Genomic DNA, 24,540 nt, shown 5'->3' on the forward strand with positions numbered 1-24,540 from the left:
TTTCTAAAAACGGAGATGATTTACTTATACCGCTCTTGCCATCTCAAACATAATACCTGTTTAATTCAGGTTGGCAGTCGAAAGAACAGTGCAGTAATAAGGTTAAAAAAAAGCCTTCATCATGAAGAGAAGGCTTTTATTATTTTTATCTAGTTTGGGGGGCTTATTTTGTCATAAAGCGTCTGAACCCAACTAAAGAGAGCATGAACAAGCTGATAATGCCAAACGAACCGCTTGAACCGTTATCTTTTTCAACCGCTTGAGTAGGTGTCTCAGCTGCTGAATCAGGCGTTTCAACCGTTGTATCAGGTGTTTGAACTGTTGTATCAGGCGTTTCAACTTCTGGCTTATCTTCATCAACTTTTGCAGCAGGTAATTTTACGACGATGCTTGCATTTTGCGAATGAGAGAGGCCAAATGAGTCGGTTACTGTGAGCGTAAACTCAAGCGTCTCGTCTTGGGTCACTGCTGGCGCAATAAACGTTAGTTGCGTATTGTCGCTAGATAGGGTTACGTCCGGCCCACTGTTTTGCTCCCAGCTATAAACCATATCATCGCCATCAGGATCTGTTGAAGAAGCAACAATGACTACCTCATCGCCTGGAGAGGCACTTTGAGTTTCACTTGTTAAGGTCACTATTGGGGCATTGTTCTTGCTGATATTAACTTTCATTAACTCAGTTGAGCTCGCACCGAAGCTATCTGTCGCAGTTAACTGATAAGCAATAGTCAAATTTTGCAGCGCTTTCTCTGCTTTGATGGTCATACTTGCTTTATCACCTACCACCTCACCTTGGACTGGCAATTTGACCCAAGAATAGGTAATCGCGTCGCCTTCAGGATCTGTCGTCTGTGATGCATCCAGCGTGAACTCGGTTTCGCTTCTTACATTGATTTCGTTTTGTACAAACTTGATAACTGGCGCTTGGTTCGCGGCAATATTAACCTCAACTTGTGCGCTGGTAGAGGCACCAAGCCGATCAGTAACGGTAACTTGATAAGTTTTAGTTGTATCTTGCGTGACTTTTTCAGCTGTGATAGCGAGCATGGCCTCATTACCTAGCACTGTTTCCGTATCAGCTAAGTCAATCCACTTATATGAGATTTTATCTCCATCCGCGTCTGCAGATTGACTGGCGTCAAGTACAAAGTCATGTTCACTTCGAATATTTAGTTCAGTTTGTGCGAGAACCGCAGTCGGTTCATTATTCGGATAATTTGTCGATATATTTTTTATGATGACATTGTCAAGACCTAATGAACCATCATCTCTCTGTCTATTATAATTAATGAAAATAAGGTTAGTGCCTTCTTTCAAATTCACGGTGACATTTTTAAACGTACCTGACTGACCGTCATCCTTTAGAATCTCAATATGGTTGTGATACACGGTAAGCGAATCGTATTCCATCTCACTTGAGATGAAGTAATCAAAACTAAACTCGCTAATGAGCGGGTCATTTATCTCAGCCAACAAATGGGTAGAGCGAGGAGCATCTGGTTGCTCTTCTGATTGAGAAATATCGCCACTGAGCAATATGTGTTCACCTGATTCGGCAACTTTTGTTCTCCAAGTGTCTCCTATGGAGCTTTCCGTATACCATCTGATACTGGCCGGTATTGACATATGCTCAGAAATATCTTCATCAGCTGGTGTTACTTTTGAAAACCAACCATTACCAGTGTAAACTTGCTCTTTTGGTGCTGTTAACGTCAAATAGATCTGAAAGTATCCCCACTTTCGCTCATCAAGCGTATCTACAGTAAAGTTACATTCTTGACCCGCTTCGAGTGTTGAATTTGAGCAGTTTTGTTCGGTTAGTTCGAGGGTTTCTCTGAAAGGTTCCTCTATGTAAAAATCTGAAGTGCTGATTGAGTGGCCAAGGGTATTCTTGAACGAACCTTGAATTTGTGTCGAGGGCAAGTCTGGAATATATAGCATTTCGAGCTCATCGTTAAATCCAAAGCCTGTGAGGGTGGTATGAGTCCAATACGCAAAAGTTGAAACATCAACAAAAACATCTGGCCTATTTGGAAGTGCACAACCTTCAGCCCAACTAGCAACCCCCAATTGGACCCACTCGTCATTTCGTCGCACTATCAGAGGCCCGCCGTAACCGCCACCACAAAAGGCTTTACCACCTTCTGCTAATCCTGCACACATCATGGAGTCTGATAATTTACCATCGTAGTGGTCGCTATCATTACAAATCTCGCTAGGAACATATGGGACGTCAACTTCGTGCATTTTGGTAGAGTTTTCTCCACCCATACCTAAGATCTTTAAATCTTCACCTGGAGCGAGACTAGCTCGTACTGCATAGTCAGCCAGCTTAATGGGGGCTATATTTTCAACGGGCCTATCAAGCTCCAAAATAGCAATGTCATTATTGTAGTAGTGTGTTTCGTGTAAGCCTTCATGCCTTACAACTCGATTGACGCTGTATGATTGCCATTGTGACGGGTCATTACGATCGTGGCCTCCAAACTTTACGGTAAAAAATCTCGCAGCTCGGTTATCTATATCTTCGAAGTCTGCTGCACAGATATTTGAGGTCAGCGCTTTATTGCCACCTATAAAAGATACACCACAGCGGTGCGTACCCCACATTTCTAAGATCCCCATAAAAGGGTATGAATTAGGAGTTACTTCTTCTCCACCGACAATAGCAGAACTTGTGCCACTTTTTGACTGAGCTTCACTCTGTGTTGAAGCTATTTGTAAAGGGGCGAGTTTATCGTTGGCATGGCCAAGTATTGGCAAGGTCGCAGTGGCGAGAAGCAGAACTCCCTGTATTTTACTGAGCATAACTATTCCTTGAATTTATAAATTATTGTCTTTTCTTAAAGCTCTATGTGCTTTGTTAAATTGATATATGGTCATTTTGATGGCCCATTGTACTTGTTAACATGTTCTTTTTAAAGGAAGCATTGTTAAATACGCATCAATTTATGGCAATCATATAAAACTAAATGACGCTAGTTACAGTATACATCATTTTAGATGTCAGTCAGGTAAGACGTAAATTTTAAAGGTGATAATGAAAGTTGAGCATCGAGTTAGCCATTTTGAGGCCCGGAGCAGGACTGCTCAGTTGAGAATTGGGCGCGTACTGATGTTTATTGCTATTAACGGTAAAATCAACGAAAGCACCAAGGAAAATACATTAGCCGGCAATATTTGGGAGCCCCAAAAAGGTGAAGCTGTTCATATATGTTCAAGTGAGGTGCTACTTGTGAAAGTTGTGCGATGATGATTTTAAAAAAGCCTTCACCGTAAAGAGAAGGCTTCTATTATTTTTATCTAGTTTGGGGGGCTTACTTTGTCATAAAGCGTCTGAACCCAACTAAAGAGAACATGAACAAGCTGATAATGCCAAAAGAACCGCTTGAACCGTTATCTTGGTCAAGTGTTTGAGTTGGTGCCGGCTCTGTCTTATTGTCATCACCTTTAGCTGCCGGTGCTTTTACTGTGATACTTATGCTTTGCGAATGAGACAGGCCAAATGAGTCCGTTACCGTGAATGTAAATTCAAGCGTTTCGTCTTGCGTTACCGTTGGTGCAATAAATACAAGTTGCCCATCGTCGCCTGGCAGGTCCACTGCCGTGCCAGATTTTTGCGCCCAGCTATAAACCATGCCGTCACCATCGGGATCCGTTGAAGTGGCAATAATAACAACCTCATCGCCTATAGAAGCGCTTTGAGTTTCACTGGCTAAAGTAGCTACTGGTGCATTGTTTTTGCTGATGTTGACTTTAAGCAATTCAGTTGTGCTTGCCCCAAAGCTGTCAGTCGCAGTTAACTGGTAGATAACCGTTAAATCTTGCAGTGCTTTGTCAGCTTTAACTGCCACACTTGCTGTATCGCCAACTACTTCATCTTGGGCTGATAACTTAACCCAAGAGTAAGTAATCGCATCCCCTTCAGGATCTGTCGATGGTGACGCATCCAATGTAAATGCAGCTTCACTTCTTACATTAATTTCGTCTTGTGCAAACATAATAACAGGGGCTTTATTCGTGGCGATATTGACCGTGACCTGTGCACTTGACGCTGCGCCGTGCTCATCCGTGACAGTTACCTGATATGTTCGAGTTGTATCAAACGCGACTTTTTCAGCTTGAAGTGTAAGTGTTGCTTCTTCGCCTAACACTGTTTCCACATTATCTAAGTCAACCCATTGGTATGAGATTTGATCTTGATCTGGGTCCAAAGACTGGCTTGCATCTAAGGCAAACTCAAACTCGCTTCGCGTATTAATTTCTGACTGTTCAACGACAATTTGAGGACTGGCATTCACAAAATCTGTTGAGATATTTTTTAAAGTAACATTATCAGTACCCGTTGAAATAGAAGCATCTTTTTTATACTTAAATAAAATGCGGTTGATACCCTCAACTAAGTTCACCTTTACGTTTTGGAATGTGCTTAGTTGACCGCTAATATCAACTAGATTTTTACCGTTATGATGCACAGTTAGAAAATCAAAATTTTGCTCACTGGAAATGAGATAATCAAGACTAAGCTCGGTAATGTGTGGATCATTTATCTCTGCTACTAAATAAGTCGTTTGTGTGTCTACTGTAATATCCGGATTTTCGGCTCTATCAGAAATGTCACCACTGACCAGTACATGTTCTCCAGAGTCAGTAATGTCTGTTTTCCATGCCTCATCGCCGCCTGTAAGCCATTGAATTTTTGGAGAAGTAGACATATGTTCTGTCACGTTTTCGAGTGTGTTAGTGACCTTATGAAAACTAAAGTTACCAGTGAGAACACTCTCTGAAGGTGCTGTTATTGTCACCGAGATATCGTAGTTTCCATACATTTGCTCATCAGGTACACGCACTGTGAAGTCACATCCTTGATCAGGTGCGAGTGTTGCATTTGCACAGTTTTGTCCAATTAACTCGACGTTGCTTGAGCCATTTTGCAACACAAAGTCAGAAATGCTGATAGCATAGTCTAGGGTATTCTTAAATGTACCTTGTATTTGTGCCGAAGGTTGATCCGGGATGACTGCTGTGATGCTTTCTGAATTAAATCCAAAGTCAATTAATTTTGTGTGAGTCCATAATAGTAAAGACGCTACATCAGCATAGACACCTGGCTTATTTGGTAGTGCACATCCAGCACCCCAGCTCACAACCCCGACTTGCACCCACTCGTTATTACGTTGCACTATCAGCGGTCCGCCACTGTCTCCTTGACAAGAGTCTTTACCACCATCTTCTAGCCCTGCACACATCATGGTATTTGATATTTCACCATTGTAATGGGTGCTGTCGTTACAAATCTCGTTAGACACGTAGGGAACGTCTACTTCTTGTAACTTAGTAGGGCTCTCGCCGCCAGAGCTAAGTCGGCCCCAACCCATGACTTTCAAATTTTCACCAGAGGTGATGCTGTTCCTAACTTGTGGATCTGCAAGTTTGATCGGTGTAATGTTTTCAACAGGGCGATCTAGCTCTAAAATAGCAATGTCATTATTGTATTGGTAATGAAAATTGTACTGCTCATGCATTACAATTCTAGTGACTTGATATGTTTGCCATTGCGATTCATCAGTGAGATCGTGACCTTCAAATTTAACTGAAAATGCACTTGCAGGTTGGTCTTCAACACAGTGACTTGCTGTCAGCACTTTATTATCACCGATAAAGGATAAACCACACCAATGCATGTCACCTAGATGTAGGCTCCCCATAAAAGGGTATGAAAAAGGCGTTGCTTCCTCTCCACCGACAATGCGAGGTTCTATATCATTTTTTAACTGGAACGTGTTCTGAGTTGAAACCTGCTTTAGGGGGGTGTGCTTGTCCATGGCATAGCCTGCAATTGGAGATGCCACCGTGGCAAGAAGAAGAACTCCCTGTATTTTACCGAGCATAACTTTTCCTTTAAATTTTAAGGTTTTGAATTTCATGGTTAATTTTGCACTTATGTGTACTTTGTTAAGTTGCCGTGCTGTCATGTTGATGACTTATTCTACAATCTAAAGTGTTCCATTTAAAGATACAATTGCAAAATCAGCATCAACTTTTATGACAAACATATAAAACTAGATTATGTTAGGCAGAGTATAAACTATATTAGATGCCAGTTAGGTTAAATGAGACCTCAAGGAGAAATAATGAAATTTGAACAACTATTGAGCCACTTTGATACCGGGATCTGTATTGATCAGCTGCAAAAAGAGTCCTTATTGGACCTAGCTCTACTGTTTATTGGTGTTGACGGCAAAATTGATGAAAGCGAAAAGCGTGTTGTACATGATTGGGCCAATCAATTGCAGTGGAATTCAACAATCGCATTAGAAGATTATTTAGAAGACAGCCTCAGTAAATCCATTTTGGCTGTACAGCAAAATGACATAGAGTCATTTATCCAGCATCGTATGCGTCATATTGTGGATGCGCCCATGAGAAAGTTCGTAAAAGAGCTTGTTATCAAAGTAATTGAAGCCGATGGCAACGTTGATCAAGCAGAACAGCGTGCGTTAGCCATTTTGGAAGCTGAACTATAACTTAGTAGTATAGAAGGCAGGTCAATTAAATGGAACCTGCCTTCATTGCATTAATTATTGACCCATTGTGGGAAAGGATCTGGCAGTGTACTCCATAACTGCATACCAAGTGCCATTTCTTCTTCAGAGAGTAAGCAGTTGTCTAGCCCCTCAATGATGGCTTGTTTATTAAGCTTTTGACCAATGAATACAAGCTCTTGACGCATATCACCGAAAGGCTCCTCCCACATGGCTTGTATTGCGTCGAGATAATCAGGATCTGTCGGCCATTGCTCCTGTGGCACTGCTTTCCAAAACAGGCCCGCCATGCCGTATTGAGCCATGCCACCAGCTTGACTCCAGCTGCCCGCGTATTGAGGACGCGAGGCTAACCAAAAAAAGCCTTTTGAGCGAATGAGTTTACCCTTTTTGTCTTTACTATGCAGAAATTCATAAAATCTTTGTGGGTGAAAAGGTTTTCTGGCGGTGTATGTAAAGCTACTGATCCCAAATTCTTCGGTTTCTGGCACGTGTTCGCCACGTAGCTCTTTTAGCCAACCTGGCGCCAGCTGCGCTTTTTCAAAGCTAAACTTTCCAGTAGCGAGAATTTTTTCGAGGGGAACTTGACCATTTAGCGCAGGAATTTGCGTGGCTTCGGTATTGAGTGTACTTAATATACTTTGCAAGCGGCGCAACTCGGTAGGAGAGACTAAATCAGTTTTGCTAATTACAATTACATCAGCAAATTCTATTTGGTCCACTAACAAATCAGCGACATTGCGTAGGTCATCTTCTCCTAAGTTTTCACCAACGTCTTGTAATGATTTAGCTTGATCGTAGTCATTCAAAAAATTAAGGGCGTCCACCACAGTGACCATGGTATCTAAAGTTGCGATATGAGAGAGACTTTGCCCTTGCTCATCCATAAATGTGAAAGTTTCAGCGACTGGCAGTGGTTCTGAAATCCCAGTCGATTCAATAACTAAATAGTCATATTTACCATTTTTGGCAAGCTGATTTATCTCTTCGAGCAAGTCTTCTCTCAGCGTGCAACAAATACAGCCATTGCTCATTTCGACTAACTTTTCTTCAGCACGATTAAAGCCGATTTCATTTTGAATGGTCGCAGCGTCGATATTTATCTCACTCATATCGTTTACAATAACGGCAATTTTTAACCCATCTCGGTTATTGAGTATGTGGTTGAGCAGTGTTGTTTTACCTGCTCCGAGAAAACCGGAAAGCACTGTAACAGGCAATTTTGACGGTGTATATGGCATAACTTGCTACCTTTTTAGTTGCTGTGATAAGAGGTCCGTAGCGCTGCGCTACGAGCGGATCATATGTTCCTTCATTTCTTGGCAGGCTTTGACATCAATACAATACTCAGCAGTTGGCCTTGCCATTAGTCTCTGAATACCAATAGGCTCGCCTGTTTCAAGGCAATACCCATAGGTACCTAATCGAATTCGTTCAAGTGAAAGTTGAATTTTGGGCAGGAGTTTTTGCTCTCGTTCGACTATGCGCATGAGAAGTTCACAGTGCTCTTCCCACGATGCACGATCATTAAAGTCAGGCAGATCAGGCGGGTTAAGCATTTCTTCTTTAGCTTCTTTGATCCTTTCTCGAGTCGTGTCATGTAGCTCAATGAGCTTGTCTTTGAAAAAAGCGAGTTGCTCTTGGTTCATATATTCTGATTCTGGTGCTTGAATCATTTGTTCTTCTGTAGATAAGGTCATAACCAATTAGCCATTATTTTAGTTAATTGTTATGTTATAACATAAATTGCGATTTTAACCATGATATTTGCAATGGGTACCTATTCTAAAGGTGTTCATTGAATGGATTATTTTATAAATACGATGAATTCTCATTACCATTTGTGTATTATTGTTTTGTTATATTGTATCAATTGTTGATTGTTAAGAATGCAGGTGGATCTTAAATGATAGAAACGCAAGTTGTGATTGTTGGTGCAGGACCCGCAGGTCTTGGCTGTGCGGCATTATTAAAACAGATGGGGATCAAAGGCAAAGATTTAATCGTTCTTGAACGTGGTGAAATAGGGGAGAGCTTTTTGAGATGGCCCGAAAGCATGCGATTTATCACACCTTCATTTCCAAGCAACGGCTATCATCAAACGGACTTAAATGCGATTACACCTGATACCTCTCCCGCATTTAATGCAGGTAAAGAACATTTGAGTGGCAAGGAATATGCTGCCTATTTGAAGATGGTTGTAAAGCACTACCAAATTGACGTCACAGTCCATACTGAGCTGAATAAAGTGACCTCTTTAGGCCCCAGTGACGGTTTTGAGCTGCAAACACATAATTCACATATTCGATGTCAGTATTTGATTTGGGCTGGTGGAGAGTATCAATCTCCTAATACTCAAAGCTTCACAGGTGCTGACTTATGTATTCACAATACGCGTATTCGTAGCTGGGAAGCTCTTGATAAAGGCCATTATGTAGTGATAGGTGGATACGAAAGTGGTGTCGATGCAACTTTCAATCTTGCCAAATTGGGGCATAAAGTCACGCTGTTGGAATGTAGTCACGATAACGAACAGACCTATGACCCTAGCAAAGTACTATCACCTTACACTGCAGAGCGTATGTCATGCATAGCAAACAATACAGACATTGATTTTAACGGCGAGTTTGAAGTAAGTGCCGTTTTCAAAGAAGGGGATATTTTTGTGGTGCAGTCGATAGACGGCGACGAAATTCGTACCCCATTTCCACCCATCAACTGTACAGGGTTTGAGATTGACTTAGGACCCGTCAGTGAGTTTTTTGTCTATCAGGATAACGGTTATCCGTGGGTAAGCGCTTTTGATGAATCGACCAAGCTCAGAAACTTGTTTCTGGCTGGACCAAGATTATTTCATGACCCAACACTGTTGTGCTTTATTTATAAGTTCAGAGGCAGGTTTGCTGCACCTTGTAGTGTCATTGGCTCGGAGTTAGAGCTAGATATGTCCATTTTAAAGCATTATCGACAGGCCGGTATGCTATTGGAAGATTTGAGTTGCTGTCAGCAGCAGGAGTGTTTCTGCTAATGGAGCAATTCATTGATGTACAGACTTTTTATCCTGAGAAAAAAAGAAAAAACAATTGGCTGTTGATAGGTAAGGAAAGCGTTGGTAAAACCGCGTTAACAGAAAACCTTGTAGGAAAGAAGCCAAATAGGAGTAATTTTCAGGGCAGTTCTTTGTTTTGCCAAGAATACAGCTGGAATGGTCAAACAATTACTGATACTCCGGGTATTCAGACCAAGATGGACAGTGTAGTGACTTCCCAAGTACTTAGTCGGTTAAAGGTTAGCGAACATATTATATTGACCGTGAAAGCATCTGATTTGGCCAGTGATCTATCTGATCTCTGGCATTTGGTGCAAGGACAATGTGGGATAGTGATATTGACTCACTGGGACATGGTTAAACATAAAGCAGACGTGCAACAAGAGCTGGCAAAGCTCAGGCAAAGTAATGAACTTGCTTGGATCACCGTTGACAACCGACATATTTCACCTCAACAACTTCAAGAGATCGAGTATGCACTGAGCAATCCATCTCGGTTTCCAAAGCATCCCCCCAAACTGTCGGCGAACTGGTCAGTCAAACCAAAAATATTGTTCTTTGAACGCACTGGGTTGGCGCCGCTTATATCTTTTCTGATATTGGTCTTACCCGCTTGGTTTGCAGTGACAAATGCGAATGCATTTGCCGATTGGTTATACCCAACGATTGAGCAGCCAGTTAAATTAATTAAAAGCAAGCTGTCACTGCTACCTGAGCCGCTAAATCAAATGATGATTGGCGATTATGGTCTAGTTGCAATGTTGCCATTTTTAATCTTGTATGCGCTGCCAACCGTGGTGATTTTTTCCATTATTATTTCACTATATAAAACGACGGGGCTTATAGACAGGCTGTCTTATCGGCTCGATCCTGTGATGCATAAAATTGGTTTAAGTGGTCGCGACTTGGTGCGAGTAATTATGGGGTTTGGGTGCAATGTGCCTGCGATTATCCAAACCCGAAATTGCTCCTGTTGCACACGGGGCAGCTGCGTATCAGCAATTTCTTTTGGCTCTGCTTGCTCTTATCAATTGCCAGCGACTGTGGCGGTGTTTTCTGCGGCAGGAAAACCCTATCTAACCTTGCCTTATTTAGTCATTTTGGCTGTGACGACTTGTATTTATTTAATTGTCACCACGTCAACAGCACAGAGAAAAGCAGCAGCATCGCAAAACTTGTTAAATCGCGGATTTTTACAACCACCAAATTGGCGTTTTGCCATGAACGAAATGAGTGACGTTATCCGCTCTTTTTTTACCACTGCATTTCCTTTGTTCATTGTTATTTGCCTTGTTGCAGGTTTTCTGGCTTGGCTTGGTGTTTTCGAGTTTCTCACAGTGTTAATTGCCCCTTTTATGAGTGCGATAAATCTACCTGAAGGTGCTGCCATTGCAGTGATCCTCGGTGCAATTAGAAAAGATGGTTTGGCTATTGGTTTGATTGATAGTGGCGCCCAAGGCATAAAACTCGCTGAAGTGACCGACCTTCAGTTGTTGTGTACCGTATATTTAGCGGGAGTGATGTTACCTTGTTTAGTATCGCTTCTAACCATCATTCGCGAAATGCGGTGGAGATTCGCGTCGCAAATGGTATTCCGTCAAATATCTTGGGCGATTATATTTACCATGTCTATATCTTGGGGATTTACTTGGATAATGCATTGGCTGTAAGTAGGCCTGAGAAAAATATTGAACAGCTCAGATGAGCAGAGAAGTTGGGACAAATTGTCTCGTAATCCTTGGTTGTTGTTTGGTAGTTAAGAGAACGAATCAGAGCGAGGGCGTATTTCCTTTTTGTTTGCACATTTCGCAATAGAGTTGTCATTCAATTTCATGTAGTTTGAATATAATATTCTAATTTTCATGTGTGAAATTTCAATAAGAAGGGTGCAAGATGGCAAAATCGGTGGTGCAATTAAGTTGTATTTCTCTGTTAGTTTTATCACTGTTTGGTTGTGGAGGAGGAAGTAACTCTGAACCGACAAACAGTGTCAATAACGCTGAAAATAGCGCACCACAGTGCACATCTAACAAGCTAGAGACTCCTAGAGGCAGTGGCGCGGTTCAAATTAATACGTCATTGAGTTGTTCTGATGCGGATGGGGATTCGCTTTCATTTGCACCTAACACAGTTCAAAGTGATGGTGCAGTGACTGGAGAGCATACGTTAAATGTGACGGTGTCTGATGGTCGAGGTGGGCAAACTGAAATTTCTTTATTGTATCAAATCACGAATCAGGCCCCGGTATGTAGTCAAAATATTAAAGCTGACGTATCTCCCGCTGCTGGGCGTTTAGATGTTGCTCGCTATGTGTCATGTATCGACAGCAATGGAGATGCTATTGCATTCACACCATCAGAGATTGATATATCGAATCAACAAGAGGGTTCTTATCAACAGCAGGTAAGTTACTCTGATGGTGAACTCAGCGCACAGTTTAATTTAAACTATTCGGTTGTTGTGGATGTACAGTCAGAATTGACGCGTTGTGAATTAGTTTCCCACTCAGTCTCTTTGTCTCCAGAAAGCGATGTTGTTGTAAGTTGTGATGATAACTACGCCTATATCAAGTCAGATACCTATCCTAGTCATGATTTAATGAATGGTATTAAGTCAACTAACGAGCAAATTCCTGTCCCAGCAGTCGATTATTCTGCGCCAATTAAACTCTCGCCGCACCCTGCTACAAATCCGACAACAATCGATGCTGCACTCGGTGTGGCGATAAATGGCGTGCCAATTTATGACTACTCTGCGGCAGGTGAGCTGGACTTAGTAAACTACAACCCTGGTGTAGATACGGTTGCTCTAGGTCAACTAGACAACTGTGGCGGTCATGCAGGCAGAGGAGATGACTATCACTATCATACCGCGCCAACTTGTATGATGGCAGCTATGGAGACACTCAATGACGATACAATCATCGGCTGGGGATACGATGGCTATCCACTATATGGATATAACCAACCTGACGGCAGTAAGATTGAGTCTGGAGATCTAGAGCTTTGTAATGGTATGGCTGATGATACTTTTGGTTATCGATATCATCTTTCTAGCGAACCACCTTATGTATTTCAATGTTTGGTTGGCGAAGTTGACACCAGTATATTACCTCGGGTTGCTCCTTTGACTGGCGGGCTAGACCGTGCAGACCTTCGTCCACCTGCGGGAGATGTGCAAAACTTAAAACACACCATTGATAGTAACGGAAAAAGAACCATGAGTTACGATTATCAAGGCGAAAACTACTATGTAAGCTACACGCCAAGTCAAGACAAAGTTAACTGTTATGATTTTGAAATGAAAGCAATTTCTAACCAGGGTGAGATTCAAACAGGGACATATTGCCGATGAGAGGTTTTTTGAGTTTACAAGCCTCTTTGGGCGCTGTGTTGGTGTTATTCATTTGCGCCTATGCACATGGTCATGCTCTAAAGGAAACCACCGCGACAATTACGGTACGAAGTGGACAAATAGATGTGTTGGTCAATACGGACTTCAGTCATTGGCTTGAGCAGCTACACAGTAATGAGTCATGGTTACTTGGAGACACAGAGCTGGTGCTTAAAAACACACACTCAGAAAATGAAAAAGTCACCTTGCTCAAAGACATGGTACTTTCAAGTAGCAAAGTGATGGTCAACAACACTCAGCTTAGTTGTAAGCTAATTCAATTTCCCTCCAAACTTGATGTGCTTCATAAGGCCCACCATAGTCGTGGCTATTTTAGGCTTAGTTGTTTGTCTCAGCGGAAAAAATTAGAGTCGGTTTCATTGTCACTACCGAAATCACTTGGACGTGTTTATGTGAGTTTGGTGCAACCAAAACAGCAGCTAATTGATGCTGGGCAACGAGCCGCCTTTACATTGAAGTAGGGATTTGTTTGCGGGCCTTGTGCTATTGTGATCAAGACCCGAATTTAGACTAAATAAAATTTAATGATGTTTTGGCCTCGCCTACAAACGCAGTTTACTTGCTAAATTTGCGTGACCAGCGACTAAATCTTTAGTGAGTTGTTCATCTGGTGTTGTGCCATAGGCATGTTTGACCGCTGTACCACCTAGCACAATCGCCCCCTTGCGTGGGAACATATAAAGGTAACCTTCAGAGGTGGGGACAACATAGGAGTAGTTTATTTCGGGCTGTGGCAATAGGTGCGTCATTTGGCCTTGTATAGGATACATGCTGGTATCATCGAATAGTTTGCTTGCCCCCAATCCAGTGCAATTAACAATCACTTTTTCTTTGAGCGCCAAGACTTCATCTCGGTTATTGAATGTTGTCTGCTTTAACTGGGCCCCTGCAAGCAGTGCGTCTTGCAATAGCGCTGGCAGGTATAGCATTGGATCTATCAGCAGCGCTTTCATATAGCTTTGAAATGGATAACCAAACAAGTTATCTTCTGTACTTGCAGCAAGCTCTGGATATAAATCGTTGCCCCCGGGTAGCGGCCTTTTAAAGTGCCGGACTTCAGGCAAGAGTAAATGGTAATTGTGCCAATAGACACCGTACTTAGGTCGATTGACATAGGTAAGAAAACGCGAAAATGCTCCGCGGATAATGTGTGTGTCTTGTGCTAAAAATTTATCAGAAACTATCTCTCTATCGAAGTAACTACTTGGAAGCCAAACAGCTGCTGCAATATCTGAGGTGGTATGAGGTGGAAAGTCCTCAGCGTAAATAGTGACACTAAAACCTTCTTGTGCGAGCAGCAATGCTGTTGTGATCCCCATAACCCCAGAACCGAGCACGGCAATGTCTCTGGAAAGGGGCTTGCTGGCAAGTTGGGCCGCCACGATGGAGGTACCCCAAGATAAACTGATCCCACCGCCGCCATGGCCATAGTTGTGTACGACAGTTTTATTCCCAAGTTGTTCAGCCTCTAATCGATAACCTTCTGGTCTAAATGGACGCAGGCCAACAACAGAGTGAGTCACTCTACGCATCGAAGCCTTAATGGGCTGGTAGTGACTATAGCGGCTAGGTTTTGACTGGATCGCACTGGGGACTGTCGAACAAGAAGCTAGGCTAAGCGCGCCAATTCCATACCCTGCACTAATTAAAAGTTCTCGTCTATTCATTGCAGAACACCTCCTTTTGCATTGTTATACCATAACGTTGTACCTAAAAAGATAAAAAAGTAAAGCGTAATACGACGTACAGCTCTTTCGACCATGCCTTATGTTTGCGCCAGTAATCATCAAATGGCTCATAATAGTTAAAGTAAATATGCTAATTTTTACATTCGTTTACGGTAAAACTCTGGCAATAATATGTGGTATTGCTCTGAATTTATTAAGTATATACGGAAGCACTTGATGATTTTGTTGTTTACGTATTTTCAGGTTATTGCGCTTTAAGCTCCTATTTTGTTAGCTTCATAGGTGTGTAGTGGTGATTGGTACAACTCAATCGTTACAGTGAACGTTGGCATTAAAGTGGGTGAGGTATGTTAAACGAAGAAATAAAAATTGATACACCAAGGTGGTTTAAAGCGCTACATCTCGCTGTCATGTGTGTATTTTCGATTGTAATCGCAAGCTTTACATATATTGGGCTCTATACAGGCTTTGAATTGACCTTACTAATTGTTGCAAAAGCGGTTTTTTATTCTTACTTAGTATTTACTGTGTTTATGAATATAAGGTGTTTAAAATACTATGGCGTCCATTTCGTCATCAAAAATAATAAAGTTTATTATCATAAAAACACTGCAATAACAGAGTATGAACTAGATGAACTTGAGTTCGAAGAGTACGCGTTGTCGGGTATATATAAAATTCAAACCAAAAATGGCGATGTGCTAGCCATTATGCATAGCTGGCTGCCAGGAGGGCAAATATTAGTATCTAATCTAGGCCGCTGTATTGACTAACTTTACAAGCAATAAGTCTGTGAGCGAAATGCCATCATCAGAGTTCGGTTTTTTGAAAACTTATTATTCACAGCGTGTTTAAGCTGTATTTTATTGAATGTAAACTCATCTCTAAATGCGTATTCTTGCTGCGCATTTAATAATCGGGGTTCTTAGGCTCCGTTGAGTTTGCTTGAAGTGGCTGGAATTCAATCACAGACTGATACCACTTTGCGTGTTTATCAATTTGATAGTGCCATTCATGCTGCTCACATATACGTTGAATGATGATGCTCCCTAGCCCAAAGCCAGCGGATTGCCCGCTATCTTGTTGAACGCCAACTGGGTTTCTTATGCTTAGACTACTTTCATTGGCCTCAATGATTATTTGACCGTGACAACCATGCTGTATTGCGTTTCGCAGCAAGTTTGTCATGACAATTTCGGCGGGTATCTTGTCTATCATTGGCAGTACGGTGAAATCACCGTGTTGAGAAATCACTTGATCCTGACTTGCTGCACGCTCCGAAAAGTTGGTAATAACCACCGACAGCACGTCAGACAAACAAACAGGCTCGCACGCAATACTTCGTTGCTCACGAGACAAACTGAGCAGCATTTCAATGATATCGCTCATACTTGCTGTAGCGCGTTCAATTCGCTTTAGGGGCTTTTGCCACTTGCTGTCAGTGACTTCTTGCATCTGTAGCAAAGATAAAGCCCCCTTAATGACTGTCACCGGAGTTCGTAACTCGTGGCTAGCAAAGCCGGTAAATTCGCGCTCACGACGAATAAAATTTTCAATGCGTTGGCTGTACTCAACGAGCGTTTTTACCAATAATCCGAGTTCATTGTCTTGGGGATAATGATAAGAAATGGGTTGCTGCGGGTTGGATTGACGGGCATTAATTTGATCGATAAGCAAGTACATAGGCGCCAATGCCCGTTTTAAAATGACATGGAAAAAGAATAAAAACACCAGCAATAAAATTAAAAAGCCAACAAGGATGAGCTGCATCATCATTTGCTCGGTTTCTTCTGACAGTTCAACCTCATTGACATCAGATAAAAAAACCAAAAACTGTTGAGGGGAGTGATTAACAATCGCGTAGTGATAGTCCAATTCATTGGGGTGATTCAATTCGTGGACACCTGCTGTCCAATTATTTATGTATTGGCTAAAATTATTGGGAAGATCTGAAATGGACGGGTAGACACTAATATGAGGCGGTAAATAGGGCACAGTTCCTTGCGCCTTTGCTGCTAAATAATGAGAGATTGTTATTTGTAATTGTTTTTCAAAAATATGATCTTCAATTTTTTTTGATGCTGCAAACACGAGTAATACACTCACCAATGACAGCAATACAAAGCTCACTGAATATGCCAGCTTGATCCGTTGACTGAGACTAAAATGTGTCATGCTTGTTCCTTATTTGACGCTCGCTCAAGCCGATACCCTTGACCATGTTTACCTATGATAGATACTTCATTACTACATTTACTTAGAGATTTTCGTAAGTTGTAGATGTGACTGCGGAGAATATCCCGCTGTGGTTGTAGGTCGCCCCATAATGCAAACTCGATCTCACTTTTGGCGACTAACTCAGGATGTGCTTTGGTGAGCAACCACATAATCTTAAAAGTGCTTGGGTTTAAATTAAGCGGGACATTGTCGATATTGGCGGATTGCGTCTTTTCATTGAGCGCGATGCCATTTACGACGATATGGTGCTGATACTGTTTTTGATTCTTTCGGACCTGTGCCTGAATTCGCGCATATAACTCAGGCATGTCAAAGGGTTTAACTATGTAGTCGTCAGCACCTGAGTTGAAGCCAAGCAGCTTGTCGTCTAGGGTATCTTTAGCGGTCAGCATCAAAATAGGAATATCGCCACAGGGTAGAGTACGAATACGCTGAGTGGCTTGTAACCCATCGAGTTTTGGCATCATAACATCCATGATGAGTACATCAAATACCTCTGACTCCATAAGCGATACAGCCATTTTCCCGTCATATGCATAGTCTACGTGGTGGCCGCTTAACTCGAGAAAATCACCAATATTCTCGGCGATATCTAAATGGTCTTCGGCAATGAGTACTCTCAATTTGGTCATATATCCTCAGCAGTATTTTTACAGGCTACGGTCGCTGTGCTTCCTTATGCCGCTTAGTATACGCACTAAAATGTCAATAAAGTGTCGTCAGATCCCGAAAGCATTATTTGACCCTTCTCGCGCATTTAAGTGCTGTTTTTTTTAAATAAAAAATATGTTTGCTCTATCGACACTTTATTGACATTCATCCCTTTACATTGGTGGCAATTTTAACAAGGAGCCAATGTAATGAAATTTTCTAAATCAATCACTGCAATATCGATTGCACTAATGCTTAGCGCGTGTGGTAGCGACAATGATCTTCAACAAAAGCTAAAGGGGACGATTCCAAAGAACACAGATATAGTGTCGCCGATAGTTCAGCCCCAACTTCGAGAACTCAAGCTTGAAGTGCCCGAGCAGGACGATGTCATGGTTGAAGACTTTCCAATCGCGCAATATGTGACTTATCCAGATGACCAACAACACATCGATGCGATATCCAGTATTGATGTAAATTGGCCTAAGATTAATGTACATCAAGCAGGCAAAGAGTATGGCTATATAGATGTTGACGCTTCTGAATTGTTTTACTACGCAAGTCCTTTGAATAGCAGCATTGCTAATGCTGCCACAGATCTTGAGAGACACGATGATTTTGTGTGGTTTGTAACAGGCAGCAGTACACTTCACCGGCTAAATTTAGCGGACAATATCAGCCACCACTGGTTGTTGATAGACAGTGATGAGTTCACCGAAGTTGCCATCGATGAATCAAACCCAAACTACGTTTGGATGTATGACCAATCTCAACATGCACTCACTTACTTTAACGCATCGACTGATGTAGCGACCAAATTTACGTTACTTGGCGAGTTCACAATTGCTGGACTGACTTTGGCTGACGATCAGCTGATTGTGCTCGCCCATGACCACGGTGACTATATGGTAATGGCTTATCAGGCACAAGGGGCTGAAGTTGAACATATTGCTTCATGGCATCTGGCTGGTTTTGAAGGGAAAGAATTTAATGACATAGCGCTTGCGCCAGATGGTCGTGTTGTCTTAAGTACACCAGATGTGGAAAATAATATTTATCTTGTAGCGGATAAATCTGAATTAATTGGAGATGGTCCCATCGAGGATACCGCTACGCTAGAAGTTGTGCAGAGATATGAGTTAGATGAAGCGATTGCTCAGCCTTCCGGGATTTGGCCAAACCAAGATCAGTCGTGGACTTTGATCACAGATCAAGCTGAAGTTTTCCACCTAGATAGTGATTTTAAGTTGCTAGAGCGACATGAGATCGATTTTGACAGTGTGAATTGCAATCAAGGTTGTACAGAGGCAATAGTTGGGGATGATAACGTATTTTTTGCATTAGCTGATGGCGGCTTAGTTGGTCAATTTAATCGAGTCGGGGAGCACTATGTTTTGCACCAAGAGTTTCAGATTGAGGTGACAGACGAAAAAGGTGCGCTCTATAGTTACTCGGGTTTGGGACATGACGCGACGTCCGGTGACTTTTACGTAGTGCCAGATCAGAACGGCGAAGAGCAAGCTGATATATTGATTGTTTTAGATGGCGAGTTTAACGTAAAAGCCAAGCACCCGATCACCTATTCGGGCGACACACAGGGCAGCATTTACCAGTTTGATGCACAAGGGGTACACTTCAGTAACGGATTTGTTTATGTTGTCTCTGAGCAATTTACCAAGGTTTTGAAGTTAAACCTTGAAGGCGAAATAGTTGCGGTAATTGATCTTAATGAAGAAGATGTTATGGAGCCCAGTGACATCGCAATTCGTGATGGGCACGTTTATATTGTAGGTGACCATGAAAACGGCGATCCAGTACCACCAATCACTGCGTTTAAAGTCGAAGAGGAATAAGCAATTAAGAGATGATACCAGCTACTAAGTGGCTGGTATCATTTTCATAAGAAGTAAAAAATAGAGTACACAAGAGTGGCTTATGACGGTACTGTACTTGGTATCGAAAAAGGTCGAATATCGTGATTAGAAAAGTGCACTCTGTAGCAAGGGTGTGTACTCCATAAACCATCTGTTTTTCGTGTTTCATAATCTACACTGAAAGCGACTATTTTGCTCCCAGAAGCGTCAAGTTCAGCAGCCGTGCCACAGTAACGAACATAAATATCTCTCAGAGCCTCAAAAAATTTACCGCTGGTAATAGGTCTATCGGGTAACCGTTTTTTATTTTGATCGGTATACAGCTGTGAAGGTTGTTCTGCTGTGTAGTGTGCTGTACTGTCTTGCTTGGATTTACCCATGCGAATATCCCTTCCAAATATTAATGTTACATTTATTTTACATTGTGAGTGGTTTAAGATTCAAGGTATTTTAGCGAATTGTAACCCGGTTTTGATCTTGAGCAGTTCAGCTAAAAATTTGAAGCGATGGCTTTTTCGCTCCTAGGTGCAAGCTGCGTATATGTAATTGCAAAACGTAGTGTGACGAAAAAACGAAAAGGAAATTCAACTCCATTATACATCTCGATTAATAGCGAGATATTAATGACAGGAAAATCGTCATGCCTAAAAAGGAATAACTGATAATGGGTTAACGCTTTTGATAGACCAATTGTATTTATTTATTATTTATTTGTTGGTTTTTTTCTTTTATATATTTCATATTTGAGAGTGCGTCGAATAGGTGTTTTTTTGAGATTGGATAACATGTTATGTTTAGCCAATAAATGAGCCGATTTTCACAGCTGAGTATTAAACCGAGATGCCAGAACCATTTAAAAATGTATTTGATATAGAGCTTATTCGTCTTATGGCGCTCCACTTTCGCCGAGCATTCCCTGATTTTAAGTCTGAAGACTTCATTTCAGAGATTGAAAGAGATTTAGACAAACTAGAATTCAAGCAGCGCAGTCAGAGAATTTGTGAGGCGATGCAGATGTATCTGCCTGAGGAGTTTGAAGCCGCTGCAAAGATCATTGAACGATCTTTAGGGGATCAAATCGCAGGTGAGTGGAGTCTGGCAGCATGCAATGAGAATGGGATTTCAGGTTGGGCAATCATTCCCATGAGTGATTATGTAGCCGCAAAAGGCAAAAACCATTTTGAACTTTCGATGCACCTACTCAAAGAGCTGACTAAGCGAAATACTTCAGAATTTGCCATACGACATTTTTTAATCACTGAGCCTGATCGCACGTTAGAAGTGATGAAAACCTGGGCTGTAGATTCTGATGTAAATGTACGGCGGCTGGCAAGTGAAGGGTGCAGGCCTAGGTTACCTTGGGGCTTGCAATTAAAACAATATATTGTCGACCCAGAACCAGTGATTGAGTTACTGGAAATATTGAAAGACGATCCCAGTGAATATGTTAGGCGATCTGTGGCAAACAATCTGAATGATATTGCAAAAGATCATCAGGAGAGAGTGTCTGACATTGCCGCTGCGTGGCTTTGTAATGCCAGCGCGGATCGAACGGCATTGGTTAAACATGCCTGTCGAACCTTAATTAAAAAAGGTCATATTAAGACGCTAAATGTGCTTGGATATGGCGATGTGAATCTGCGTTCAGTAACGCTGAATACCTCGTCACCAGTACTTAATTTTGGCGATCATATCGAACTTACAGCTCAGATTGTAAGTGATAGTAGGGCGGCGCAATCTTTGATAGTAGATTATATTGTGCATCATCAAAAAGCCAATGGCACGACATCTCCTAAGGTATTCAAATGGAAATCAATCCAGCTTCACCCAGGTAAATCGATACAACTTAAAAAGAAGCATGCTGTTAAGGCTATTACAACTCGTACCTACTACCCAGGTATACACAAGGTTGAACTGCAAATTAATGGTAAAGTTGTCGCAAATACTCAGTTTGATTTGGTGATGTAAGCTGTGGAGCTGTGACGGAAAAAACCCCGACAATGGTGGAGAGATCATAGTCCTGAGTATTTACTCATCTCTAATGCTATTTCTTCCCATGCGAGTTGCTTGCAATTATGAGAACAAAAGCTAGAGTATTGTCCTGCGCTGTCATTTTTCTGCAGTATGATAAATTTTCAATATAATAAATAACTTATAAAACAAACATCTAAAGTGCCTCCTATATGATGGGTACTTTTTTAACTTGCATTGTGTATGTTTTTTGAACACAGTCTTGTAAGCAAGTGCAGCAATATGCCGTGCTTGTTTAATTGATAATAGTTGAAAATTAACAACAGGAATTATTATGAAGCTCAACAAAGTAAGTTTAAAAAAATTAAGCAACAATAAAAATTTGAACGACATGCAAACACGCCAAATTGGTGGTGGCGCTTCGGCTTACAGCAAAGACTTTGGTGCATGCCATACCGCACCAGTGTTTTGTCCGACCAAAATTATTTGCTAATGAGATCTAGCCCAGTTTAGCTGGGCTAGAATCATATTAAAAATTTATACAATTCATAGGATTATTTAACGTACAATATCTCTCAACTAACCATTTTTATGTGCTTGTGTGAATAGCATAAGTTAAGTAGCGTTTGAGATGAATTCACCATTTGAGCTTTTTGGGCTAACCCTTACCCTAAGCACTGCTATTTCCTTCTTTCCTGCATTGTTATCCCTTGTAGCCCTCACTTTTTTGATGCACCGTACCGCAATTGGTTTAGCTATTGTGTCAGTCATACTGGGCTATTACTTCGAAATCATTAATATGATTGCAGCCCTTGGTATCACAAGCTTATTTCTAATGAGCTATGGGTTTAATCATTTTAAGCGCAAATTGATTAAATGGTTGCTAGGGGTGGGTATTTTTGTTTTTTCAATCCTGTTTTTTATTCATGCATTTCCAGGATTCAGCAACCCGCTAGTGATCGAGTCGTACATGGTCAGTAACAATGCTGTGCCATTTTCGAAGCATCTAAACTTTGACAAGCTGATGGTTGCTATCGCTTTATTGGCGTTGGTGGTACCTCGCGGTAGAACGTCAATGGGCAAAAACAGTGGTAAAGTTTTTGTTTTGAGCTCTTTGGCAGTCGTCTCTGGGTTAGCTGGTGGCGTGTTGTCTGGATTGGTAGAGTGGGAACCTAAATTAAGCCCAATTTTAGTGGGCTGGATAATCACAAATCTGTTGGTAACATGCTACGCAGAGGAAGCCTTTTTTCGAGGATTTATACAAACGCAGATGCAAAACACATTCAAACATCATCACCTTGGTGACAAGCTAACTGTCTTTTGCTCAGGTGTGTTGTTTGGCCTTGTGCATTTTCCTGGTGGCCTTGCCTATACTTTAATTGCAACGATACTGGGCATTGGCTGTGCGTATGGTTACCAAAAGACCAATAACATATTAGTGCCCATATATATCCACTTTGTATTTAATCTGCTGCACTTCTGCTTATTTACATACCCGTTTTTAGCATGAGAGACTGTGGGTTAGGCGTACTCAAGTTACAAAATTTTCAACTTACCGCAACTTCAAGACTCCTGACATAGGGTGTCAGTGCGCTGCTCTATCATGCCAGTCCAATTGATTATAACTTAAAAGGAATGTAGGGATGAAAATGAACTACTTTGTAGTCGGTACCAATAACATGTCAGCGGCAGTTAATTTTTATAATGCGCTATTTGAACAGACACCTTTTAAACAAACAATGGCAAATCACAGAATGACCTTTTGGCAAGGTGATGAGCCTGATTCGGCGTTTGCAGTTGCCACACCTTTTAATGGCGAAGTTGCAACAAATGGCAATGGCACTATGTTGGGTTTTAATGTCGACTCCGCTACAGAGGTGACACGGCTTTATAATAAAGCATTGGCGCTAGGTGGTACTTGTGAAGGTGAGCCAAGACAGCGCGGCCCTAAGTTTTCAGCTTACGTAAGAGATTTAGATAACAACAAATTGGTTTTTGGAGATTAGGTCGGTAGACAGTGAAGGTGTTTATAACGAAAAATAAGCCTGTGCACGTCAGCTCAATATAAATTAGCAGTAGATGTCTCTATTCGCTATTTAAAGAATGAGCTTTGACATTGTAAAAATAAATAGGCTATACCGGCGATAAGGCTCTGGTATAGCCTATTTGCTTGTTAATCAGTGTATGATAGAAACCAAATTACTTATTGGCCAATCAGCTACTGAATAACTTCCAAGTCTGGGAGGTATGCATCACGAAACGCAAGTAATGTAGAGCTATCCATTTTACAATCGAATCTGACATCTAGCTTTTTTAATCCTCTGGCATAGGCCACCTTAAGTGTTTCTAGCCAAGCATCACAAAACCCGTCAATATGCACATATTTAATATGTTGATTTGTGAGCAGTTCATGCACAAACTCAATGCATTGATCAGGTATTTGAGTCAAATACAAAGTATCAATGTTAATATCAAAGAACTTGATGCCGTTGTCTAAACTCAGGTATTGAACAGAGGGAAATACAATCTGTTCTTGGTACGTGACGATATCTAAAAAAGACCGGCTCAATGTCACGGTTAGGTTTTTATTATCATCACTTTGACAGGTTATTCTTCCAGTTTCTTGTTCCAATTCGTGATCAAAAGGTGCCACATCCCAATAAACAGTATGGCCATTTTCACAAAACTCATAGGTTTGAGAGGTGTTATCTGTATCAATGGCCACTTCATGATAAAGAGGTGTATTCATGTGGTATGAAATACCTTCTCTTAAAATACCTTCTCGATAGACGTTTTCTGACTCGACCCAGCCATTGTTATGTGGAGAATATAGAGTGCCCGTAAAAACGTCTTCTTCGACCATTAATGGCTCAATATGCTCTGCTACTAATTCATCGGTTATGAGGTGCTGGTTGATTATTGCCGATTTATAAAAAGGGCTTAGATAAACATCGCCAATAACACCTTTTTCAACAAAGTGTCTTTTCACAACTTTACCTTGTTCGGTAAAGATGGCAACGCCGCTAAACGGCGTGCCATCAAAGTGTAAAAGACCATTTTGCTCAACCAAAGCATTATGTATAACGAGCAAATGTCCTTTATTAATCAT

General features: G+C 41.5%; 20 protein-coding genes. 11 read left to right on the top strand and 9 right to left on the bottom strand.

Going from position 1 to position 24,540, the window contains the following annotated elements:
- Positions 1-163: 163 nt before the first annotated feature.
- Positions 164-2,809 carry a trypsin-like serine protease gene (locus J8M00_RS04010; protein WP_211009055.1) on the bottom strand — a complete coding sequence of 882 codons (2,646 nt, stop codon included), beginning with the start codon at positions 2,807-2,809 and terminating at the stop codon, positions 164-166.
- A gap of 509 nt (positions 2,810-3,318) precedes the next feature.
- Positions 3,319-5,892 (bottom strand): serine protease, encoded by a 2,574-nt coding sequence (locus tag J8M00_RS04015; RefSeq protein WP_211009056.1) that lies wholly within the window; start codon positions 5,890-5,892, stop codon positions 3,319-3,321.
- Between the two features lie 243 nt (positions 5,893-6,135).
- Between J8M00_RS04015 and J8M00_RS04020 the strand changes: the two genes are divergently transcribed.
- Complete coding sequence (locus J8M00_RS04020) at positions 6,136-6,528, top strand: hypothetical protein (protein WP_211009057.1); 393 nt, start codon at positions 6,136-6,138, stop codon at positions 6,526-6,528.
- Between the two features lie 50 nt (positions 6,529-6,578).
- On the opposite strand, the gene zigA is transcribed toward J8M00_RS04020, so the two are convergent.
- Complete coding sequence (zigA, locus tag J8M00_RS04025; RefSeq protein ID WP_211009058.1) at positions 6,579-7,787, bottom strand: zinc metallochaperone GTPase ZigA; 1,209 nt, start codon at positions 7,785-7,787, stop codon at positions 6,579-6,581.
- Between the two features lie 48 nt (positions 7,788-7,835).
- Positions 7,836-8,246, bottom strand: a complete 411-nt coding sequence (locus tag J8M00_RS04030; RefSeq protein ID WP_211009059.1) for a TraR/DksA family transcriptional regulator — start codon at positions 8,244-8,246, stop codon at positions 7,836-7,838.
- Between the two features lie 206 nt (positions 8,247-8,452).
- Here J8M00_RS04030 and J8M00_RS04035 point away from each other — a divergent pair, with 206 nt between their 5' ends.
- From J8M00_RS04035 to J8M00_RS04050, 4 genes are all read left to right on the top strand, one after another.
- Positions 8,453-9,574, top strand: a complete 1,122-nt coding sequence (locus tag J8M00_RS04035) for an NAD(P)/FAD-dependent oxidoreductase (protein ID WP_211009060.1) — start codon at positions 8,453-8,455, stop codon at positions 9,572-9,574.
- On the top strand, positions 9,574-11,265 hold the full coding sequence (locus J8M00_RS04040) for a nucleoside recognition domain-containing protein (protein WP_211009061.1): 1,692 nt from the start codon (positions 9,574-9,576) through the stop codon (positions 11,263-11,265). Before J8M00_RS04035 ends, J8M00_RS04040 begins: the two co-directional genes overlap by 1 nt.
- A 223-nt stretch (positions 11,266-11,488) precedes the next feature.
- On the top strand, positions 11,489-12,949 hold the full coding sequence (locus J8M00_RS04045) for a YHYH protein (protein ID WP_211009062.1): 1,461 nt from the start codon (positions 11,489-11,491) through the stop codon (positions 12,947-12,949).
- An 8-nt stretch (positions 12,950-12,957) separates the two neighbouring features.
- Positions 12,958-13,470 (top strand): hypothetical protein, encoded by a 513-nt coding sequence (locus tag J8M00_RS04050; RefSeq protein WP_211009063.1) that lies wholly within the window; start codon positions 12,958-12,960, stop codon positions 13,468-13,470.
- Between the two features lie 81 nt (positions 13,471-13,551).
- On the opposite strand, the gene J8M00_RS04055 is transcribed toward J8M00_RS04050, so the two are convergent.
- A complete protein-coding gene (locus J8M00_RS04055; protein ID WP_211009064.1) occupies positions 13,552-14,676 on the bottom strand; it encodes an FAD-dependent oxidoreductase in 1,125 nt (374 codons plus the stop codon).
- 368 nt (positions 14,677-15,044) lie between these two features.
- Between J8M00_RS04055 and J8M00_RS04060 the strand changes: the two genes are divergently transcribed.
- On the top strand, positions 15,045-15,470 hold the full coding sequence (locus J8M00_RS04060) for a hypothetical protein (RefSeq protein ID WP_211009065.1): 426 nt from the start codon (positions 15,045-15,047) through the stop codon (positions 15,468-15,470).
- A 136-nt stretch (positions 15,471-15,606) separates the two neighbouring features.
- Here J8M00_RS04060 and J8M00_RS04065 read toward each other — a convergent pair whose 3' ends face one another.
- A complete protein-coding gene (locus tag J8M00_RS04065) occupies positions 15,607-16,872 on the bottom strand; it encodes a sensor histidine kinase (RefSeq protein WP_211009066.1) in 1,266 nt (421 codons plus the stop codon).
- Positions 16,869-17,567, bottom strand: coding sequence for a response regulator transcription factor (locus tag J8M00_RS04070; protein ID WP_211009067.1), 699 nt, complete (start codon positions 17,565-17,567; stop codon positions 16,869-16,871). The genes J8M00_RS04065 and J8M00_RS04070 overlap by 4 nt, the downstream gene beginning before the upstream one ends.
- A 228-nt stretch (positions 17,568-17,795) precedes the next feature.
- Here J8M00_RS04070 and J8M00_RS04075 point away from each other — a divergent pair, with 228 nt between their 5' ends.
- The gene (locus tag J8M00_RS04075) at positions 17,796-19,439 is read left to right on the top strand and encodes a hypothetical protein (protein ID WP_211009068.1); all 1,644 of its coding nucleotides are present in this window, start codon (positions 17,796-17,798) and stop codon (positions 19,437-19,439) included.
- 80 nt (positions 19,440-19,519) lie between these two features.
- On the opposite strand, the gene J8M00_RS04080 is transcribed toward J8M00_RS04075, so the two are convergent.
- Positions 19,520-19,840: a hypothetical protein gene (locus J8M00_RS04080; protein ID WP_211009069.1), complete on the bottom strand. Its 321-nt coding sequence runs from the start codon at positions 19,838-19,840 to the stop codon at positions 19,520-19,522.
- 460 nt (positions 19,841-20,300) lie between these two features.
- Here J8M00_RS04080 and J8M00_RS04085 point away from each other — a divergent pair, with 460 nt between their 5' ends.
- The 4 genes from J8M00_RS04085 to J8M00_RS04100 all read left to right on the top strand — a co-directional run bounded on the left by J8M00_RS04085 (position 20,301) and on the right by J8M00_RS04100 (position 23,437).
- Positions 20,301-21,428, top strand: a complete 1,128-nt coding sequence (locus tag J8M00_RS04085; RefSeq protein ID WP_211009070.1) for a DNA alkylation repair protein — start codon at positions 20,301-20,303, stop codon at positions 21,426-21,428.
- 337 nt (positions 21,429-21,765) lie between these two features.
- Positions 21,766-21,924, top strand: coding sequence for a hypothetical protein (locus tag J8M00_RS04090; protein ID WP_211009071.1), 159 nt, complete (start codon positions 21,766-21,768; stop codon positions 21,922-21,924).
- 138 nt (positions 21,925-22,062) lie between these two features.
- Entirely contained in the window at positions 22,063-22,941 is an 879-nt protein-coding gene (locus J8M00_RS04095) for a CPBP family intramembrane glutamic endopeptidase (protein WP_211009072.1), read from the top strand.
- Positions 22,942-23,074: 133 nt separating this feature from the next.
- Positions 23,075-23,437 carry a VOC family protein gene (locus J8M00_RS04100; protein ID WP_211009073.1) on the top strand — a complete coding sequence of 121 codons (363 nt, stop codon included), beginning with the start codon at positions 23,075-23,077 and terminating at the stop codon, positions 23,435-23,437.
- A gap of 212 nt (positions 23,438-23,649) precedes the next feature.
- On the opposite strand, the gene J8M00_RS04105 is transcribed toward J8M00_RS04100, so the two are convergent.
- Entirely contained in the window at positions 23,650-24,540 is an 891-nt protein-coding gene (locus tag J8M00_RS04105) for a hypothetical protein (protein ID WP_211009074.1), read from the bottom strand.

It is taken from the genome of Pseudoalteromonas luteoviolacea (genome assembly GCF_018100925.1).
In the GTDB taxonomy this organism is placed as follows: Bacteria; Pseudomonadota; Gammaproteobacteria; order Enterobacterales; family Alteromonadaceae; genus Pseudoalteromonas; species Pseudoalteromonas obscura.

Excerpts from the sequence above, each read along its gene's own strand:
- J8M00_RS04010 (WP_211009055.1), bottom strand. The coding sequence starts at position 2,809 with ATGCTCAGTAAAATACAGGGAGTTCTGCTTCTCGCCACTGCGACCTTG.
- J8M00_RS04075 (WP_211009068.1), top strand. The coding sequence starts at position 17,796 with ATGAAATTTTCTAAATCAATCACTGCAATATCGATTGCACTAATGCTT.
- J8M00_RS04055 (WP_211009064.1), bottom strand. The coding sequence starts at position 14,676 with ATGAATAGACGAGAACTTTTAATTAGTGCAGGGTATGGAATTGGCGCG.
- J8M00_RS04020 (WP_211009057.1), top strand. The coding sequence starts at position 6,136 with ATGAAATTTGAACAACTATTGAGCCACTTTGATACCGGGATCTGTATT.
- J8M00_RS04030 (WP_211009059.1), bottom strand. The coding sequence starts at position 8,246 with ATGACCTTATCTACAGAAGAACAAATGATTCAAGCACCAGAATCAGAA.
- J8M00_RS04105 (WP_211009074.1), bottom strand. The coding sequence starts at position 24,540 with ATGATTAATAAAGGACATTTGCTCGTTATACATAATGCTTTGGTTGAG.
- J8M00_RS04100 (WP_211009073.1), top strand. The coding sequence starts at position 23,075 with ATGAAAATGAACTACTTTGTAGTCGGTACCAATAACATGTCAGCGGCA.
- J8M00_RS04090 (WP_211009071.1), top strand. The coding sequence starts at position 21,766 with ATGAAGCTCAACAAAGTAAGTTTAAAAAAATTAAGCAACAATAAAAAT.
- J8M00_RS04060 (WP_211009065.1), top strand. The coding sequence starts at position 15,045 with ATGTTAAACGAAGAAATAAAAATTGATACACCAAGGTGGTTTAAAGCG.
- J8M00_RS04070 (WP_211009067.1), bottom strand. The coding sequence starts at position 17,567 with ATGACCAAATTGAGAGTACTCATTGCCGAAGACCATTTAGATATCGCC.
- J8M00_RS04035 (WP_211009060.1), top strand. The coding sequence starts at position 8,453 with ATGATAGAAACGCAAGTTGTGATTGTTGGTGCAGGACCCGCAGGTCTT.
- zigA (WP_211009058.1), bottom strand. The coding sequence starts at position 7,787 with ATGCCATATACACCGTCAAAATTGCCTGTTACAGTGCTTTCCGGTTTT.
- J8M00_RS04085 (WP_211009070.1), top strand. The coding sequence starts at position 20,301 with ATGCCAGAACCATTTAAAAATGTATTTGATATAGAGCTTATTCGTCTT.
- J8M00_RS04045 (WP_211009062.1), top strand. The coding sequence starts at position 11,489 with ATGGCAAAATCGGTGGTGCAATTAAGTTGTATTTCTCTGTTAGTTTTA.
- J8M00_RS04080 (WP_211009069.1), bottom strand. The coding sequence starts at position 19,840 with ATGGGTAAATCCAAGCAAGACAGTACAGCACACTACACAGCAGAACAA.
- J8M00_RS04040 (WP_211009061.1), top strand. The coding sequence starts at position 9,574 with ATGGAGCAATTCATTGATGTACAGACTTTTTATCCTGAGAAAAAAAGA.
- J8M00_RS04095 (WP_211009072.1), top strand. The coding sequence starts at position 22,063 with ATGAATTCACCATTTGAGCTTTTTGGGCTAACCCTTACCCTAAGCACT.
- J8M00_RS04015 (WP_211009056.1), bottom strand. The coding sequence starts at position 5,892 with ATGCTCGGTAAAATACAGGGAGTTCTTCTTCTTGCCACGGTGGCATCT.
- J8M00_RS04065 (WP_211009066.1), bottom strand. The coding sequence starts at position 16,872 with ATGACACATTTTAGTCTCAGTCAACGGATCAAGCTGGCATATTCAGTG.